The organism is Rhizobium sp. NZLR1b, from assembly GCF_019685155.1.
GTDB lineage: Bacteria > Pseudomonadota > Alphaproteobacteria > Rhizobiales > Rhizobiaceae > Rhizobium.
The window spans coordinates 1-16,563 of record NZ_JABDWC010000002.1; the positions used below are offsets into that span (position 1 = coordinate 1).

General features: G+C 60.3%; 16 protein-coding genes. 10 read left to right on the top strand and 6 right to left on the bottom strand.

Features of this window, described 5'->3' with window-relative positions:
- Positions 1 to 191: 191 nt before the first annotated feature.
- Together HJB84_RS02275 and HJB84_RS02280 are read left to right on the top strand one after the other, a co-directional pair.
- Complete coding sequence (locus tag HJB84_RS02275) at positions 192 to 998, top strand: NmrA family NAD(P)-binding protein (protein WP_259671016.1); 807 nt, start codon at positions 192 to 194, stop codon at positions 996 to 998.
- 31 nt (positions 999 to 1,029) lie between these two features.
- The gene (locus HJB84_RS02280; RefSeq protein ID WP_221115358.1) at positions 1,030 to 1,290 is read left to right on the top strand and encodes a DUF2798 domain-containing protein; all 261 of its coding nucleotides are present in this window, start codon (positions 1,030 to 1,032) and stop codon (positions 1,288 to 1,290) included.
- 303 nt (positions 1,291 to 1,593) lie between these two features.
- Here the strand turns inward: HJB84_RS02280 and HJB84_RS02285 are convergent, their stop codons facing one another.
- Positions 1,594 to 2,229, bottom strand: a complete 636-nt coding sequence (locus HJB84_RS02285) for an NAD(P)-dependent oxidoreductase (RefSeq protein WP_259671008.1) — start codon at positions 2,227 to 2,229, stop codon at positions 1,594 to 1,596.
- Positions 2,226 to 3,167, bottom strand: coding sequence for an alpha/beta fold hydrolase (locus HJB84_RS02290; protein WP_221115177.1), 942 nt, complete (start codon positions 3,165 to 3,167; stop codon positions 2,226 to 2,228). Before HJB84_RS02290 ends, HJB84_RS02285 begins: the two co-directional genes overlap by 4 nt.
- Between HJB84_RS02290 and HJB84_RS02295 the strand changes: the two genes are divergently transcribed.
- The 4 genes from HJB84_RS02295 to rpmG all read left to right on the top strand — a co-directional run bounded on the left by HJB84_RS02295 (position 3,167) and on the right by rpmG (position 6,004).
- Positions 3,167 to 3,604, top strand: a complete 438-nt coding sequence (locus HJB84_RS02295) for a helix-turn-helix domain-containing protein (RefSeq protein ID WP_207583811.1) — start codon at positions 3,167 to 3,169, stop codon at positions 3,602 to 3,604. The two genes, HJB84_RS02290 and HJB84_RS02295, sit on opposite strands and share 1 nt — an antisense overlap.
- A gap of 246 nt (positions 3,605 to 3,850) precedes the next feature.
- The gene (locus tag HJB84_RS02300) at positions 3,851 to 4,303 is read left to right on the top strand and encodes a DUF983 domain-containing protein (RefSeq protein WP_207584291.1); all 453 of its coding nucleotides are present in this window, start codon (positions 3,851 to 3,853) and stop codon (positions 4,301 to 4,303) included.
- Between the two features lie 255 nt (positions 4,304 to 4,558).
- The gene (locus HJB84_RS02305; protein ID WP_207583810.1) at positions 4,559 to 5,743 is read left to right on the top strand and encodes an MFS transporter; all 1,185 of its coding nucleotides are present in this window, start codon (positions 4,559 to 4,561) and stop codon (positions 5,741 to 5,743) included.
- Between the two features lie 93 nt (positions 5,744 to 5,836).
- Positions 5,837 to 6,004, top strand: a complete 168-nt coding sequence (rpmG, locus tag HJB84_RS02310; RefSeq protein ID WP_007626161.1) for a 50S ribosomal protein L33 — start codon at positions 5,837 to 5,839, stop codon at positions 6,002 to 6,004.
- 745 nt (positions 6,005 to 6,749) lie between these two features.
- On the opposite strand, the gene HJB84_RS02315 is transcribed toward rpmG, so the two are convergent.
- Positions 6,750 to 8,123, bottom strand: coding sequence for a PleD family two-component system response regulator (locus HJB84_RS02315; RefSeq protein ID WP_221115178.1), 1,374 nt, complete (start codon positions 8,121 to 8,123; stop codon positions 6,750 to 6,752).
- Between the two features lie 18 nt (positions 8,124 to 8,141).
- Complete coding sequence (locus HJB84_RS02320) at positions 8,142 to 8,513, bottom strand: response regulator (protein ID WP_003547430.1); 372 nt, start codon at positions 8,511 to 8,513, stop codon at positions 8,142 to 8,144.
- A 132-nt stretch (positions 8,514 to 8,645) separates the two neighbouring features.
- Here HJB84_RS02320 and HJB84_RS02325 point away from each other — a divergent pair, with 132 nt between their 5' ends.
- Both HJB84_RS02325 and HJB84_RS02330 read left to right on the top strand, forming a co-directional pair.
- Positions 8,646 to 8,954, top strand: a complete 309-nt coding sequence (locus HJB84_RS02325; RefSeq protein ID WP_207583808.1) for a DUF3572 domain-containing protein — start codon at positions 8,646 to 8,648, stop codon at positions 8,952 to 8,954.
- A gap of 2 nt (positions 8,955 to 8,956) precedes the next feature.
- Positions 8,957 to 9,634 (top strand): hypothetical protein, encoded by a 678-nt coding sequence (locus tag HJB84_RS02330; RefSeq protein ID WP_221115179.1) that lies wholly within the window; start codon positions 8,957 to 8,959, stop codon positions 9,632 to 9,634.
- Here HJB84_RS02330 and HJB84_RS02335 read toward each other — a convergent pair.
- The gene (locus tag HJB84_RS02335) at positions 9,609 to 10,196 is read right to left on the bottom strand and encodes a GNAT family N-acetyltransferase (protein WP_221115180.1); all 588 of its coding nucleotides are present in this window, start codon (positions 10,194 to 10,196) and stop codon (positions 9,609 to 9,611) included. The genes HJB84_RS02330 and HJB84_RS02335 overlap by 26 nt on opposite strands.
- A 75-nt stretch (positions 10,197 to 10,271) precedes the next feature.
- Between HJB84_RS02335 and HJB84_RS02340 the strand changes: the two genes are divergently transcribed.
- Both HJB84_RS02340 and HJB84_RS02345 read left to right on the top strand, forming a co-directional pair.
- On the top strand, positions 10,272 to 11,564 hold the full coding sequence (locus HJB84_RS02340; protein ID WP_207584290.1) for a DNA polymerase IV: 1,293 nt from the start codon (positions 10,272 to 10,274) through the stop codon (positions 11,562 to 11,564).
- A 92-nt stretch (positions 11,565 to 11,656) separates the two neighbouring features.
- Entirely contained in the window at positions 11,657 to 12,913 is a 1,257-nt protein-coding gene (locus HJB84_RS02345; RefSeq protein ID WP_221115181.1) for a L,D-transpeptidase family protein, read from the top strand.
- A 39-nt stretch (positions 12,914 to 12,952) separates the two neighbouring features.
- On the opposite strand, the gene dnaE is transcribed toward HJB84_RS02345, so the two are convergent.
- Positions 12,953 to 16,450, bottom strand: a complete 3,498-nt coding sequence (dnaE, locus tag HJB84_RS02350; protein ID WP_207583804.1) for a DNA polymerase III subunit alpha — start codon at positions 16,448 to 16,450, stop codon at positions 12,953 to 12,955.
- Positions 16,451 to 16,563 lie beyond the last annotated feature (113 nt).

The window sequence follows — 16,563 nt, forward strand, 5'->3', positions numbered from 1 at the left end:
GCGTACAACATCATCCGCCTTCCCAAATTGATCGGATCGACGGGCGAAGTGTGTCTTGAGGGAGATCAATAAGCCGATATGGCCAGAAAACCCGCCTCAATCGGCCAAAATCCCACCGCACGACAGCCAGTCTGTAAAAAAATCAGACCCACAGCAAGCAACTGCGCCAACGCAGAGCGAATTTCAGCAGCCTGCTAGCACGCCGAAACGTCACGGTTCGGGCGCTAGTACGATATCTCGCAAAAGATGTGCAGACCCAGGTGGGCGCCACGGTTGATGTTATTGAGGGTGACTTGCGCAATGCAGAAAGTCTTGACCGGGCATGTGATGGCGTCGATGGCGTTTTTTATATCGGACCAGCATTTGCGCCGGACGAAGCCGCGATGGGTGTCTCAATGATCGAGGCCGCTGAGCGCAGCGGAGTGCGCAAATTTGTTTTCTCATCGGTTATTCAGCCAACAAATACGCGGCTCGAGAACCACGCGAGCAAAATACCTGTGGAAGAAGCGCTCTATTCATCGCGTCTACAGTACACGATCCTTCACCCCGCGAACTTCATGCAGAACATCGCCCTCGCGTGGCCGAACGTGCTGGAGACGAGTACATTTTCCGAGCCATTCCCCAAGACCGCGCGCATTGCGCGTGTTGATTATCGAGACGTTGCCGACGTCGCTGCCGAGGCTCTGACTAGCGATCGACTGGCTTTCGCCACTCTCGAGCTTTGCTCTGAAGGACTTTGCCACAGAGGCGATATTGCCGAAATGATGTCGGAAGCGCTTGGACGTCACGTCGAGGCTCTGGAACCTTCCTTTGCCGAGTGGGCATCGAGCGGGAATTTGCCGTACAACGACCATCAGCTGCATCTCCTTTCAAAGGTTCACGAGCATTATGCAAGGTTTGGGCTCGGCGGTAACAGTCTTACGCTAAGGGCGGCTTTGGGCCGCGAGCCGCGTTCCTTGCACCAGTTCATTGGCGACCTCAAGGCGGGACAATATTGATATGGCCAATTGGAACAAACGTGGTATCGCGATGACCGATCGGCGCAATAAAAATCCCAGATGGAAGAAGCTGCCAGCAGGCTACTCCAAACTTCTAATCCCGTTCGTTCTATCCCTAATGATGTCTGCAATAGTCTCGGCTGTGGCAACTGGCATGAGTGCTGGAAGCGCTTTTTTCGCGCACTGGCCCGGCGCATGGGCGGTGTCGTGGCTCGTAGCCTTCCCGAGCCTCCTCATGCTGATGCCGCTTGCACGTTGGATCGTTGGTGTCTTAGTCGAGCCCTTGCGCTGAATCGTCCTCTTTAATAGGTCAAGAGCGGCAGCGCGCTTCTGAGGATCTTCGCTCTTCCGGATACCGCGCCTGGAGCATTGTGGACCCCGCAACGATGGCCAAGGCCCAGTCCTCGAGCGTGGCTACTGCCAACTTCTTCTCGAGTAGGGGATCACGAGCGGCTGGTGTCATGCCGAAAGATTGCACCGCCTGTCGCCGAAGGGTTAACTTTACGGTGCCCATGGCTGTCGCCCGGCGAAGCTTGCGTGTCAGCAGCGAGCACGGCATAGCGAAGCGCTGTGACAAGCCGTTAAGCTTCTGCCGTTAAGCTTCTGAAGCGAACGGAGCTTTTCGAACCCACCTGGCATAAATGAGCTCTTCAACAATCGCCTCGGCACCGGCCTCGTAGCTGATCGTCTCGGCCGGCACCGGCGGATCGACCCGAAGAGTGGCTGGCCGGGCGGGATCGGATGTCATCCGAGGTAATCGTATGACCGTCCAATTGAGGGTAGATTGCCGCAGCAGCCGCAGATGCCCCTCGCCGTCAAGAACCAGTCCGGGTATGTGCTGCATAAGAGCGGCACGCCGTTCAGCCATGTGGGGATGCTCCCTGCCAACCTCAATGTCGTCGCGCACAGCCGATCCCGTGACGGAAACGATGCGCGTGATCTCGAGCGCAGTCATCTCCGGGATCAGGTTCCTGACGGCGGCAGAGGTGACGTCCGCGATCTGTGCACCGGCACTTCCGAGCGTGGAAATCACCGCGTCGGCACCTATGAGTAAGGCTCGAATCGCAGAAGGGTCATGGGCATCGCCATATACCGCCGTATAGTCGCTTTCAGCCGCGGCGAGTCCGTGGCTATGGACGAGGGCCCGAACCTGCATCTTCTGCCGGATAAGGTTTGCGACGATGCGGCTGCCCAAGCGGCCGCTGCCACCTAGTATCGCTACACAGGTCATGACGGTGATCGATCCGAAAGAAAGCTCGCAATCGGGCCGATAAGGTGCCGCCCAGCTTCCTCAGCAACGTTGTGACCGACATCGTCGAGCGTAATGAGACGGTGGTCCGTGAACACCTCCGTCCAGCGTGGAAGCAGCGGCGTGCAACCAGGGTCCTTCATTCCCCAGATCAGGAGTGTTGGCCGGTCCTTTAGGGTGTGACGCCGCGCCCAGATCTCAGCCATCCAAGAGCTTTCCCCGACGATGGCGCGCGGGAAAACCCATGTGCCCTTGCGCTCGGCCGCCGTTGGAAACGGCGCCAGATATTGCGCGTGGACCTCTGGACCCAGCCTCGAGGAATCTCCGAACGAGGCTTTAAGAAGCACGCGAGGAAACAAATTGAGGTGCTTGCACAGCATCCGTCCGAACGCACTTCCGATAATATGGCTGAAGCGTCGAACGGCCGGATACTCCCGCACATCGAAGAACCAGCTATTCGATGCGATGATCCGACTCACTCTCGATGGATTGGCGACCGCGTAGCTGAGCGCGATCGGACCGCCCCAATCCTGAAAGACGAGGGTAATGTTCTTGAGATCGAGCTCTTCGATGAATCGACCAAGATTGGCCGAGTGGAATTGAGGGAGATAGGACAGGTGAGGCGGCTTGTCGGAAAGGCCGAACCCGAGATAATCGAGCGCAATGCAGCGATGAGTCGAAGAAAAATGACGGATGAGGTGGCGGTATTCAAACGACCAGCTGGGATTGCCGTGCGCGAATAGGAGAATATCACCCTCGCCCTCATCAATATAGTGCATCCTTCCATCGGGAAGATCGAACCACTTTGAGGTGAATGGATAGGCTTCACGGTCAACCCATGCCGGCATCGAAAGTGCTGGCATCGAAAGGGCGGGACCGCTAAACTCGGCGGGTACTGTTGGTTCTTCGGAGATCATCATTGGAGGATATTAGCGAGCTGCACCCAGGTGCCTCAACGCACCGCGAGGTTCCCTTATTGGTCTCAGAGCCAGAGTCCTCCGAGCACGACCCCGCATCCTGCCCGCTTGATGTCGCGATCAACACCATCGGCGGACGGTGGAAGCTCCATATTTTGCGCGTACTAGTGCTTTCCGGACCGCGTCGATACAATGCGCTGCTCGTGGCGATCGAAGGCATCAGTGCCAAGGAGTTGACCCGGAATCTGAGAGAGCTCGAGACGGCAGCACTCGTGGCGCAAATCGATGTTGAAAGCCGGAAGGCATATACCTTGACGCCGTTAGGCATTGAGATCGAAGCGCCGTTTCGGGCCCTTGGGATATTCGGAGCAGCACTGGCGAAACAGCGGGATAGCCGCCGTCGCAACAAGTTGAATGAGACCGGCTTTTTCCAGCGTTAGCACCATCTGGTGGACAGACGGTGCGGTCACCTCAAAGTGGCCATGCATATCGGCTTCTGCGAGAGGGCGTTTGAAGATCCTGGTGTAGGCATAAATGGAGGCCAGATATTGGCCCTGCAGCTGCGTGAACTGTGGCACGCTGGGGCGAGGCTCGTTGCCAAACGTTTGATTCATTTGCGTTTAACCTGTATTTCATCGCATCAGAAGGCTCAAATGACATTCTTTAGCTCCGAAGAGGAACATGCGATGCGCACACCGACCGATCCGGCTGTCCGCTACGGGGATATGCCTGAGGTCGAGCGTCCGGTTGGGCGCTCCATCATGCGGGGGCTGATGAACCGCTGCCCGGCTTGCGGCAGCGGCAAGCTCTTTCGCGCCTTTCTGAAGCCGGTCGATCATTGCGCAGCCTGCGGCGAGGCGATGTATCACCAACGCGCGGACGACCTGCCGCCCTATATCGTCATCCTCGTTCTCGGCCACGTCGTGGTCGGTGGCTATATGCTGACCGACATGACCTTCGTGCTGCCGGTATGGGCGCATCTTGCCATCTGGGCGCCGATCACCGTCATCACCGCGCTTGCCTCGATCCAGCCGATCAAGGGCGGCGTCATCGGCCTGCAATGGGCGTTGCGCATGCACGGTTTCGGTGGAGAGAGTGACGGTTCCGACGATTATGACATCCCCGGCCGGCCGGATTAGCGCCTTCACCTTCCAGACATATTTGACGTGTAGTGCCAGCGCTCCACCGATCACCACCCGAACGCGGCGGCCGACGATCCTCAACGATTTGACATGGTAAGCTTTTCTTGTCTGAACAGGCTTTACATTCCGCAGGTGGTCACTCACATCGGACATATTGCGAAACGCTGCCCGTCACCCGGATTTGGCACGTCTGTGTCTATCTGTGTGAGGTGACCGGCCGATTCGCGCGCGTAGCTTTCTAAGGATGGATAAATGTCTCAGCCCAGAAACGGCACACCGGGCGATGTCGAAGAAATCCATTGGCCTTCTCTGGTGGCAGCCATCTCGTCCATTTCTGCCGTTGGCATAGCAATCGGCCTCGGACTTCCGCTTCTCAGCATCATCCTCGAAAAACGCGGCATCTCGTCCACCCTGATCGGGCTCAACACGGCAATGGCCGGGGTCGCGGCGATGGCCGCCGCGCCGATCACCACTAGGCTCGCCCATAAATACGGCGTTGCGCCGACAATGCTCTGGGCCGTGCTGATTTCGGCGCTGAGCGCGCTCGGTTTTTATTATGCCCAGGATTTCTGGATGTGGTTTCCACTGCGTTTCGCTTTCCATGGCGCGACGACGACGCTGTTCATCCTCTCCGAATTCTGGATCAATGCCGCTTCGCCGCCTTCCAAACGCGGCTTCGTGCTCGGCATCTACGCGACCGTGCTTTCCCTCGGCTTCGCGGCCGGGCCGCTGCTGTTCTCGATTCTCGGCAGCGACGGCATCTTCCCCTTCCTGATCGGCGCCTGCGCCATCCTGCTGGCCGCCATTCCGATCTTCATAGCCCGCGACGAAAGCCCGGTGCTCGAGGAAAAACCGGAGTTGCATTTCATGCGCTACGTTTTCCTGGTGCCGACGGCGACGGCGGCGGTCTTCATCTTCGGCGCGGTCGAAGCGGGCGGCCTGTCGCTTTTCCCGATCTTTGCTGTGCGGGCCCATTTTACCGAATCGCAGGCAGCACTTCTGCTCACCATGATGGGCGTCGGCAACGTCATCTTTCAGATCCCGCTCGGCCTGCTCTCCGACCGCATCGCCGATAAGCGGCCGCTTCTGGCCGGCATGGCGCTGATGGGGTTCATCGGCGCGATGGTGTTGCCGGTGCTGCTCGACAACTGGCTGCTGATGGCCGGGCTGCTGCTTTTCTGGGGCGGCTGCGTCTCCGGTCTCTATACGGTCGGGCTTAGCCACCTCGGCTCGCGGCTGACGGGCTCCGACCTTGCGGCGGCCAATGCCGCCTTCATCTTCTGTTACGCTATGGGAACCGTCGCCGGGCCGCAGGCGATCGGCGCAGCGATCGATGTCGCCGGAAATAACGGTTTTGCCTGGGCGATTGCCGCGTTCTTCGGTCTCTACGCCCTACTTTCCGGCATCAGACTGATGTTCATTCGAAAACGGACTTGACTTTTCGGGCGAGATTCGTAGTTTCGCGCCAGAATTTGCCGTGGAGCCCATCCGGTTTCCACGGCTTTCATTTTCCTTAAAGGCAGGACGACCATGGCCAAGGCTACAACAATCAAGATCAAGCTGCTGTCGACAGCCGACACCGGTTTCTTCTATGTCACGACGAAGAACAGCCGTACGATGACGGACAAGATGACGAAGACGAAGTACGACCCGGTTGCACGGAAGCACGTCGAGTTCAAGGAAACCAAGATCAAGTAGTCACTTGATCTCAGGATTTCAAAAAAGCGCGCGCCCTCGGGTTGCGCGTTTTTTGTTGTCCAGGTGATCGCCTTTAAAGATGATAGCGCAAACAGAAAAACGCCGCCCTTCCATCTTCGGGAAGTGGCGGCGTTTTCTTGAAAGGGGGTCGGCCAGCATGCAAAACGGCACGAGGAACCGCTATAACTTGCCTACTAGCCGACCGACCCCACGACCCAGGAGATGCGGCGGACCTGAGCATCATGGGGTATCGACAACTCCTCAACGGGAGCGCTTCTCTTATGAGCCGATAATTTGCGCAAAAATGAAAGAAAATCAACAAATTCTTAATGATGATTTTTGCGGACTTGATTCTATGGTTAAAAGTCCAGTTTTGGTGCATACAAAGATTGGTCGGCTCTGCTTGGGCTCGAAGCGTAGGCATCCACGCTTCGAAGAAATTCTACACTATAACGTAATAACTTACCCATCCCCTCCCCTTAGGTGAGGTGGCTCCATCGCACTGTATTTCGCCCTATCGGCATGGGGAATTTTTTATAGTCGCTATTTCATTTTTAGCTATGGCCGCACACTTTCAAGACTATCGGGCAGCGGCGCATCGGCAGCAAAGCCGGAAATCCATTTTTGGGCTATTTGGCGGCAAAATTTTCACCCCGCGCCATGCGGGCGGGCATTAAAAATCGGTAATAATTCGCTTACCACTGTGGAAAACCCGTAGACGGCACAGAAGGCGACAGATGATTCGTCAGGCGGCTGCGGCGACAACGCGGTTGCGGCCGGTATTCTTGGCCTCGTAAAGAGCCAGATCGGCCTGCTTCATCAGCTGGTCCGGAGTCAGCACCGCTGCAATACGCGAGGCGATGCCGAAGGACGCGGTGACGTTCAGCGCCTCACCGGCGTGTTTCAGCATGAAGGGAGCGCTTTCGATCGCCGTGCGCAGGCGCTCGGCGACAGCGGCGGCTATCTCAGGCGAGGTGTCGGGCATTACAACGACGAATTCCTCCCCGCCGTAGCGGCAGGCAAGGTCGGCACCGCGAATGGTCGAACGGACGCGATTTGCAAATTCCCGCAGGACTTCGTCGCCGCCGTCATGGCCATAGGTATCGTTTACCTGCTTGAAGCGGTCGATATCGGTGATCAGCACCGAAAGCGGCCGGCCGCGCGCCATTGAACGGTTGAAGAGCACGTTCAGATGATTGTCGAGATAGCGCCGGTTATAGAGGCCGGTCAGCGGATCGGTTACCGCAAGCTCGATCGTCTGCTTGACGCTGGCGCGCAGACGGTCGTTGTAGCGCTTGCGGCGGATCTGCGTCAGGCTGCGGGCAACCAGCTCGTTGGGATCGACCGGGCGGATGATGTAGTCGTTGACGCCGAGATCGAGCGCGCGCACGACCATCTCGTCAGCGCCCTGCTCGGTGATGATCAGGATCGGCAGGAAGCGCGTGCGCTCCAGCGAGCGCAGCTGCGAGCAGAGGCGAAGCGGATCGTAATCGTCGAAATTGGCGTTGACGATGACGAGATCGAACGCGCTTTCGGCCGCCTCGAAGAGGGCGGCCTGCGGATCGGAGAGGGCAAGCACGTCGGCAACGGGCTTCAGCGCTCTGATAAGGCGCTCCTGCGAATTGGCGCGGCCGTCGACGAGCAGGACCTGAGCGGTCTCGTCGGCGCGGCCCTCGACTGCCCGCGTGAGGTCGTCGATGCCCATCGTATGGGCGGTGTCGGCGCGAATGCGCAGCTCGTCGCTCAACGTCTTCAACCGCAGCAGGCTCTTCACCCGTGAGATCAGCTGCAGATCGTTGACCGGCTTGGTGAGGAAATCGTCGGCGCCAGCCTTCAGACCGCGGACGCGATCGGCCGGCTGGTCGAGCGCGGTGACCATGACGACGGGAATATGCGCGGTCTTCTGGCTGGCTTTCAGCCGCTCGCAGACCTCGAAACCATCTATGCCGGGCATCATGATATCGAGCAGGATGAGATCGACCTGGTTGCGCTCGCAGATCGCCAACGCCGTGTAGCCGTCGGCCGCGGTCATGACGTCGAAATACTCCGCGAGCAGCCGCGCTTCGAGCAGCTTCACATTGGCCGGAATATCGTCCACCACCAGTATTCGCGCAGTCATAGGTGTCTTTCCGATGCGTCAGGCATCGCCCAGATAGGTCTTGATCGTCTCGATGAATTTCGGAACCGAGATCGGCTTGGAAACATAGGCCTCACAGCCGCCCTGGCGGATCCGCTCCTCGTCGCCCTTCATCGCGAAAGCCGTGACGGCAATGACGGGAATGACGTGCAGCTCGTCGTCTTCCTTCAGCCATTTCGTGACTTCGAGGCCGGAAACCTCGGGAAGCTGAATATCCATCAGGATGAGGTCGGGGCGATGCTTGCGCGCCAGATCGAGCGCCTCCATGCCATTTCTGGTCTGGATCGTGGTGTACCCGGACGCCTCGATGAGGTCGCGAAAGAGCTTCATGTTGAGCTCGTTATCTTCTACAATCATCACCTGTTTGGGCATGGCAAGCTGTCCCTACGTCCGTTCAAGCAGCGGTTGGTCCCATGAGAAAGGCACATGCGGACAATAGCTCCGTGAAACCGATAGCGCACGCTAGCGGTATTTGGTTGAAGAAAAGGTAACTTACCCCTCGAAATGCAAAGCAACTTCAAGACTTCGAAACAACAGGCCGCCGACCCGCACGCAACCGCGATCGCCGTGCTCGGTTGGCTCGCCGGCGATCCCGACATGTTCGGCCGATTCCTCGCCCTGACGGGTGTCGCGCCCGGCCAGGTGCGCAACGCCGTCGACGACCCGGGATTCCTTGCCGGCATGATGGATTTCCTGATGAACCACGAACCGACGGCGATGGCTTTCTGCGCTGCGAGCGGCATCAGCCCGGAGACGGTGACCGCCGCCTGGCGGCATTTCTCTTCGCCGGGTCTCGATTCCGGAGAATACTGACCGTGGCCTGCACTCCGGACCTCGATGTCTCGCATATCCGCCTCGGCGAACGCCCGTTGATCGTCTGCGACGTCGACGACGTCGTGCTGCAGTTCATCGGTCCTTTCCAGCTTTTCCTTCAAAGCCAGGGACACGCGTTTCTGCCGCGATCGTTTAAGCTTCACGGCAACATCGTCTCGCAGGAGGATGGCGCGGAGATCGAGGATCCGCAGGTCAGCCGGCTGATCGAGGAATTCTTCGAGGCGCAGGAGCTGTGGCAGACGCCGCTCGACCGCGTCGTCGAAACGCTCGACCGGCTTTCGCAGGAGGCCGACGTGCTTTTCCTGACGGCGATGCAGCCGCGGTTCCAGGATCAGCGCCGCCGCCTGCTCGACAGGCTGGGCCTGCTTTTTCCGCTGCTTGCCACCGAGCAGCCGAAGGGGCCGATCGTTCACGCCTTGCATGCCAGCCGCTCCCTTCCCGTCGTCTTCATCGATGATATGGCGCGCAATCTGCATTCCGTCAGGGATCACGTCGCCGATTGCCTGCTGATTCATCTGATGCCGAACTCGCCCGTCCATCGTTTCGCACCGGCTGCCGCTGACGACATCAGCCGCGCCAGCGACTGGACGCATGCGGCCGAATTGATCGAGGCGCATTTTCTTTCCGGCGCTCTCATGCGCGCAGTTCCAGCCGCATGAGCGGACGGCCATCCTTGCGCCGTGCCACCATCTCGAAACCGGCCGCATCGAAGATCGCCGTCGAGCCGACGCAGAGGGTCACGGATTTCGACTGCTTCACATGATCGATCGGACAGGCTTCGAGCAGCCGCGCTCCCTGGCGCCGCGCATGGTCGATCGCAAGGGAAAGCAGGCGATGGCTCATTCCCTTGCCACGCAGTCCGGGCAGCAGGAAGAAGCAGCTGACGGCCCAGATGGATGGATCATGCGCATCACCATCCTCCAGCGGCCGCGAGACGGTGCGCGGCGAATTGAACTGCGGCACGTCATGGCGCGGCCCGACCTGCACCCAGGCAACCGGTGCGCCATCCGCATAACAGAGAATGCCCGGCGGCGGCCCCGCCTTGATCCGGTCCTGCATATGCGCCTTGCGCTCCTCGGTCGCCATCTTCGTTCTTATCGCATGCGGCAGGCGCAGCGCGACGCACCAGCAATTATAGAAGGCACCTTGCGGCCCGAACAGGATTTCGAAGTCGCCCCAGCGTTCTGGCGTTACCGGCTCGAAACGAAGATCGTTATCCAAAGGCAAAGCTCCCGCCTCTCTTGAGACTCGGAAGCTTAGGGCGTAATGTTGCGGCGTTCAATCTTTGTTCTCATGATGACGCCCACGCCCGACAAGACACCCGGCTTCTGTCGCGACTGCCTTGCCGAGCAGAAGGGCGAGGCGCGCCGTTGTGTGTCCTGCGGCAGCCCCCGCCTGGTGCGCCATCGCGAGCTCTACGCATTGACGCTTGCGCATATTGATTGCGACGCCTTTTACGCGGCCGTCGAGAAACGCGACAATCCGGAACTTGCCGACAAGCCGGTGATCATCGGCGGCGGCAAACGCGGCGTCGTCTCCACCGCCTGTTATATCGCCCGCATCCACGGCGTGCGTTCGGCGATGCCGATGTTCAAAGCGCTGGAAGCATGCCCCGAGGCGATCGTCATCAGGCCCGACATGGAGAAATATGTCCGGGTCGGGCGCCAGGTGCGCGCCATGATGCAGGATCTGACGCCGCTGGTGCAACCGCTGTCGATCGACGAAGCCTTCCTCGAGCTTGGTGGCACCGAGAGGCTGCATCACGATCCGCCGGCGCGCACCCTCGCCAAATTCGCCCGCCGGGTCGAAAAGGAAATCGGCATCAGCGTTTCGGTCGGGCTTTCCTATTGCAAATTCCTCGCCAAGGTTGCCTCCGACCTGCACAAGCCGCGCGGCTTTTCCGTCATCGGCCGTGAAGAAGCGGTCGAGTTCCTGGCGCCGCGCCCCGTCACCACCATCTGGGGCGTCGGCAAGGCCTTTGCGGCGACGCTGGAGGCAGATGGCATCCGTACCATCGGCCAGTTGCAGCAGATGGAGGAAAACGACCTGATGCGCCGCTACGGCAGCATCGGCCAGCGGCTCGCCCGGCTGTCGCGTGGCATCGACGACCGTGAAGTGCATCTCAACGATGCGGCCAAGAGCGTTTCGTCCGAGACGACCTTCTTCGACGACATCTGGCGTTATGACGATCTGGTGCCGATCCTGCGCAACCTCTCCGAAAAGGTCTCCTGGCGGCTGAAGAAAAGCGGCATTGCCGGCCAGACCGTCGTCCTGAAGATGAAGAGCGCCGATTTCAAATCGCGCACCCGCAACCGCAAGCTCGAAGACCCGACCCAGCTTGCCGACAGGATCTTCCGCACCGGGCTCGAGCTTCTCGAAAAAGAAACTGATGGCACGAAGTTCCGACTGATCGGCATCGGCGTCAGCGATCTCGGCGATGCCGCGCGCGCCGATCCGCCCGATCTCATCGACCGGCACTCCGGCCGGCGAGCGGCCGCCGAAGCGGCGATGGACAAGCTGCGCGACAAGTTCGGCAAGAACACGGTCGAGACCGGCTACACCTTCGGCAGCGGCAAGCGCGATCACTAAGGCGTGAGCCCGGGCTGCCGCGCAGCCTATAAAATCTTCCTTAAACTTCGTCCCATAGTGTGCCCTGCAAGTATTGCGTATGGTTGGGTATCATGTTCTCGCGTCTCGTCTTCGGCCTCGGCTTGCTGTCGGCCACCGCACTCGTGCACCCTGCCCTTGCCGCAGATGCGCGCACGCTGCAGATCATCGTCTCGAAGGACAGGCAGTCGCTTGCGGTCTATGACGGTACCGAGGTCGTCGCGACCTCGAAGGTCTCGACCGGCAAGGACGGGCACACGACGCCGAGCGGCATCTTCTCGGTGCTCGAAAAGCAGAAATACCATGAATCCAATCTCTATTCGGCGGCGCCGATGCCGTTCATGCAAAGGCTGACCTGGTCCGGCATTGCGCTGCACGAATCGAATTCCGTGCCGCGTTATCCGGCCTCACATGGCTGCGTGCGCATGCCGGGCGCCTTTGCAAAGATGCTCTACGGGATGACCGAGCCCGGCATTCCCGTCATCATCAGCGACGGCCAAGTGGCGCCGCAGCCGATCGACCATCCGACCCTTTTCCATCGGCAAGCGCCGGCGCCGATGCTGCTGCTTTCAGATGTCGAACTGCGGCCCTCGATGCCCGACAGTCCGGGCACACCGGTGCAGGTGGCGATGAACGATACGGCGGCCATGCCGATGCCGGCAGCTTCGCCGATCACCGCGCACGAACCCGAGCCGCCGTCCGAGCCGATCAGCATGCTGATCACCCGCCGCACGCTGCGCGAGACGATCATCGACATCCAGGCCTTGCTCAACCAGCTCGGCTTTTCCGCCGGCGATCCGGACGGCTTGCTCGGGCCGTCGACCGTGCAGGCGATCAAGACTTTCAAGACGCTGCGGCCGGCCGAATTTGTCGGTGACAGAAGTCTGGTCTCCGACGCGCTCCTGAGGGAAGTCTATGCCGCGGCGGGCAAGGGTGAACCGCCGAACGGCGTCATCATGGTGCGCCGGGCGTTCAAGCCGATCTTCGAAGCGCCGGTGACCATCGCCGATCCGGGCTTGGCGCTTGGCACACATTTCTTCACGCTGCATGCGGTCGATGAAACGGCCGGCACGGCGGACTGGCTCGGCATCACGCTGGAAAACAATCTCTCCCGCGAGACGATGAAGCGGCTCGGCATCACCAACCAGGAAAGCTCGATCATCACCGGCAGGCCGATTGTCCGGTCGCTCAGCCGCATCACGATCCCGGAGGAGACCCGCCGCAGGATCGACGCGCTGATCGCGCCCGGCTCGACGCTGACGATCTCCGATACCGGCCTTGGCCGTGACACCGGCGACGGCACGGATTTCATCACCATTACGCGTGGCTGATCACGATCACCCAGATTTGATCACCATCAGCCGGGGTGATCAGACAAGCTCGACATCGACGACACCGGGGGCGGCGCGAAGAGCGGCGGCGATCTCCGGGGTGATGCGGTATTTCTCCGCCAGCGCCACTTCCACCTCGCGTTTGCCCTCCTCCTTGATGACGATGAAGGACACGAGGCCGTCGCCCTTGGCGTTGAGATGACCGGCGACCATCTTCAGCGGTCCGGAATCGCGGACATAGACGCGCAGCGCCTTCTGCATCTGCAGCGACTTTTCCTCCAGCGACTGGATCGTCTGGATGCGCAAGCCGATGCCTTCCGGCCGCTCCTCGCCGGTTGCGGTCAGCACGAAGGATTTTCCCGACTCCAGCACGTCGCGATACTGGTTGAGCATTTCCGAAAACAGCACCGCCTCGAACTGGCCGGAGGAGTCGGAAAAGACGATGATGCCCATCTTGTTGCCGGTGCGGGTCTTGCGCTCCTGCTTCGAAATGACGGTGCCGGCGAGGCGCGCATTGAAGGCGCCCTGTTTGATTGCTTGGGAAAATTCGGCAAAGGTCTGCACCCGCATCTTCTGCAGGAGGTTGCTGTAGGAATCGAGCGGGTGGGCTGTGAGATAGAAGCCCAGCACCTGGAATTCCTTGAGCAGCCGCTCGGAGGCAAGCCAGGGCGAGAACGGCGGCAGGGAGATTTTTTCCGGCCCCGAGGTCAGGGTGCTGCCGAAAATGTCCGACTGGCCGCTCAGCTTGTTCTCTTGGGCGCGCTGGGCATAACCGAGGATGCGGTCGAGGCCGGCCGAAAGCTGGGCGCGGTCGGTGCCGAAACAATCGAAGGCGCCGGCAAAAATCAGGCTTTCAAGCACGCGGCGATTGACCTGGCGCGGATCGATGCGCAGGCAGAAATCCTCGATGCCGGCAAAAGGCTTGTCGCCACGCACCTCGACGATATGGTCGACGGCGGATTCGCCGACGCCCTTGAGGGCGGCGAGCGCATAATAGATGCGGTTGGCGCCGGTCTGGAAATGGCGGAAGGAGGTCTGCACCGAGGGTGCGATCACTTCGATACCGAGGCGCTTGGCATCCTGGCGGAAATCGTTGACCTTTTCGGTGTTGGACATGTCGAGCGTCATCGAGGCGGCGAGGAATTCGACCGGATAATGCGCCTTCATATAGGCCGTCTGGTAGGAGACGATGGCGTAGGCAGCGGCATGCGACTTGTTGAAGCCGTAATTGGCGAACTTCGCCAGCAGTTCGAAGATATTGTCGGCCTGCGGCTTCGATACGCCGTTCTTGACGGCGCCGACGACGAAGCGTTCGCGCTGCTGGTCCATCTCGGCCTTGATCTTCTTGCCCATGGCGCGGCGCAGAAGATCGGCTTCTCCGAGCGAGTAACCGGACAGGACCTGGGCGATCTGCATCACCTGTTCCTGGTAGACGATGACGCCTTGGGTTTCCTTGAGCAGGTGGTCGATCATCGGATGGATCGATTCCAGCTCTTCTTCACCGTGCTTGCGGGCATTGTAGGTCGGGATGTTCTCCATCGGACCCGGACGGTAGAGCGCCACCAGGGCGATGATGTCCTCGATGCAGTCCGGCTTCATGCCGATCAGCGCCTTGCGCATGCCGGCACTTTCCACCTGGAACACGCCGACCGTCTCGCCGCGCGACAGCATCTCGTAGGTCTTCTTGTCGTCGAGAGGGATCGCCGCGAGATCGACCTTGACGCCGAGCTTGGCGACAAAATCGACCGCGACCTTCAGCACCGTCAGCGTCTTCAGGCCAAGAAAGTCGAATTTGACCAGGCCGGCCTGCTCTACCCATTTCATGTTGAACTGGGTGACCGGCATGTCGGAGCGCGGATCGCGATACATCGGCACCAGCTTGGAAAGCGGGCGGTCGCCGATGACGATGCCGGCGGCATGCGTCGAGGCATGGCGGTAAAGCCCCTCGATCTTCTGGGCAATGTCGAGCAGGCGCGCGACGACCGGCTCCTTCGCCGCCTCCTCCTGCAGCTTCGGCTCCTCCTCGATCGCTTTGGACAGCGGCGTCGGATTGGCCGGATTGTTCGGCACGAGTTTGCAGATCTTGTCTACCTGGCCGTAAGGCATTTCCAGCACGCGGCCGACATCGCGAAGGGCGGCGCGCGCCTGCAGCGAACCGAAGGTGATGATCTGCGCCACCTGCTCGCGGCCATACTTGGCCTGGACGTAGCGGATCACCTCTTCGCGGCGGTCCTGGCAGAAGTCGATGTCGAAGTCCGGCATCGAGACGCGTTCCGGATTGAGGAAGCGCTCGAAGAGCAGCGAAAACCGCAGCGGATCGACGTCGGTGATCGTCAACGCGTAGGCGACCAGGGAACCTGCGCCCGAACCGCGGCCCGGGCCGACCGGTATATCCTGCTGCTTGGCCCATTTGATGAAGTCGGCAACGATCAGGAAGTACCCGGGAAAACGCATGCGCTCGATGACGCTGAGTTCAAAATCCAGTCGCTCGCGATATTCCTTTTCCTCGTAACCCGGCGACATGCCGAGCGTCGAAAGCCGCATGTCCAGCCCTTCGACTGCCTGGCGGCGCAGTTCGCTCGCCTCGGCGCGTTCGGCCTCCTCGGGATCGTCGGTCGCACCGGTGAAGCGCGGCAGGATCGGCTTTCGCGTCTTCAGCACGAAGGAGCAACGCTTGGCGATCTCGATGGTGTTTTCCAGCGCTTCCGGCAGATCGGCGAAGAGCTTGGCCATCTCGGCCCGGCTCTTCAGATAATGGTCCGGGGTCAGGCGAAAGCGGCTATCGTCGGAGACGATGGCATTGTGGGCGACCGCCATCAGCGCATCATGGGCGTCGTAATCGTCGCGTGTCGGAAAGAAGGCCTCGTTGGTCGCAACCAGCGGCAGGTCGTTGATATAGGCAAGCCCGACGATCCTCTGCTCATGGCGCTTGTCGTAGGTACCGTGCCGCTGCAGCTCGACATAGAGCCGGTCGCCAAAGAGACGCTTCAGCGCAAGCAGCCGGACTTCCGCCTGGGCTGCATGGCCCTCCTTGATCGCCACGTCGACAGGCCCGGTCAGGGCGCCGGTCAGGGCGATCAACCCTTCTGTGCCGGCCTCTTCCAGCCAGGAGGCCTTGATATGAATGGCCTGGTTGCTTTCGCCGCCGAGATAGGCGCGGCTGACGAGGTCGACGAGCCGTTCGTAACCGGCATCGGTGGCAGCGAGAAGAACGATCGACGGCAGCTTGATCAGGGCCTGCTGGCCGCCGCGCTTTTCCGTTTCCAGCCCGTCTTCCATGTCGATCGAGACCTGGCAGCCGATGATCGGCTGCAGGCCCTCCTCCATCGCTTTCTGGGAGAATTCCAGCGCGACGAACAGATTGTTGGTGTCGGTAATGGCGATCGCCGGCTGGCTGTCGCCGGTCGCCTTGTAAAGGATCTTCTTCAGCGGCAAGGCGCCTTCGAGAAGCGAATAGGCGGAGTGGACCCTCAGGTGGATGAAGCCCGGCGTGCCGCCGGTCACCTCAGCCGTTGAACCCTTTGCCGTATCCGCCATGCCATGCCTTCCCAATCACCCGAATGAATCGGACGCATTGTCGGCATAGAGGGCGAAGATGTCCAGAAGAAGTCCCGCGTCCGGACCGCATGACTGCCATGCGGTCCCCTGAA

Bases quoted from the DNA above. Each gene is read 5' to 3' on its own strand.
- HJB84_RS02280 (WP_221115358.1), top strand. From the start codon at position 1,030: ATGACCGATCGGCGCAATAAAAATCCCAGATGGAAGAAGCTGCCAGCA.
- HJB84_RS02285 (WP_259671008.1), bottom strand. From the start codon at position 2,229: ATGACCTGTGTAGCGATACTAGGTGGCAGCGGCCGCTTGGGCAGCCGC.
- HJB84_RS02290 (WP_221115177.1), bottom strand. From the start codon at position 3,167: ATGATGATCTCCGAAGAACCAACAGTACCCGCCGAGTTTAGCGGTCCC.
- HJB84_RS02300 (WP_207584291.1), top strand. From the start codon at position 3,851: ATGCGCACACCGACCGATCCGGCTGTCCGCTACGGGGATATGCCTGAG.
- HJB84_RS02305 (WP_207583810.1), top strand. From the start codon at position 4,559: ATGTCTCAGCCCAGAAACGGCACACCGGGCGATGTCGAAGAAATCCAT.
- rpmG (WP_007626161.1), top strand. From the start codon at position 5,837: ATGGCCAAGGCTACAACAATCAAGATCAAGCTGCTGTCGACAGCCGAC.
- HJB84_RS02315 (WP_221115178.1), bottom strand. From the start codon at position 8,123: ATGACTGCGCGAATACTGGTGGTGGACGATATTCCGGCCAATGTGAAG.
- HJB84_RS02320 (WP_003547430.1), bottom strand. From the start codon at position 8,513: ATGCCCAAACAGGTGATGATTGTAGAAGATAACGAGCTCAACATGAAG.
- HJB84_RS02325 (WP_207583808.1), top strand. From the start codon at position 8,646: ATGCAAAGCAACTTCAAGACTTCGAAACAACAGGCCGCCGACCCGCAC.
- HJB84_RS02340 (WP_207584290.1), top strand. From the start codon at position 10,272: ATGACGCCCACGCCCGACAAGACACCCGGCTTCTGTCGCGACTGCCTT.
- HJB84_RS02345 (WP_221115181.1), top strand. From the start codon at position 11,657: ATGTTCTCGCGTCTCGTCTTCGGCCTCGGCTTGCTGTCGGCCACCGCA.
- dnaE (WP_207583804.1), bottom strand. From the start codon at position 16,450: ATGGCGGATACGGCAAAGGGTTCAACGGCTGAGGTGACCGGCGGCACG.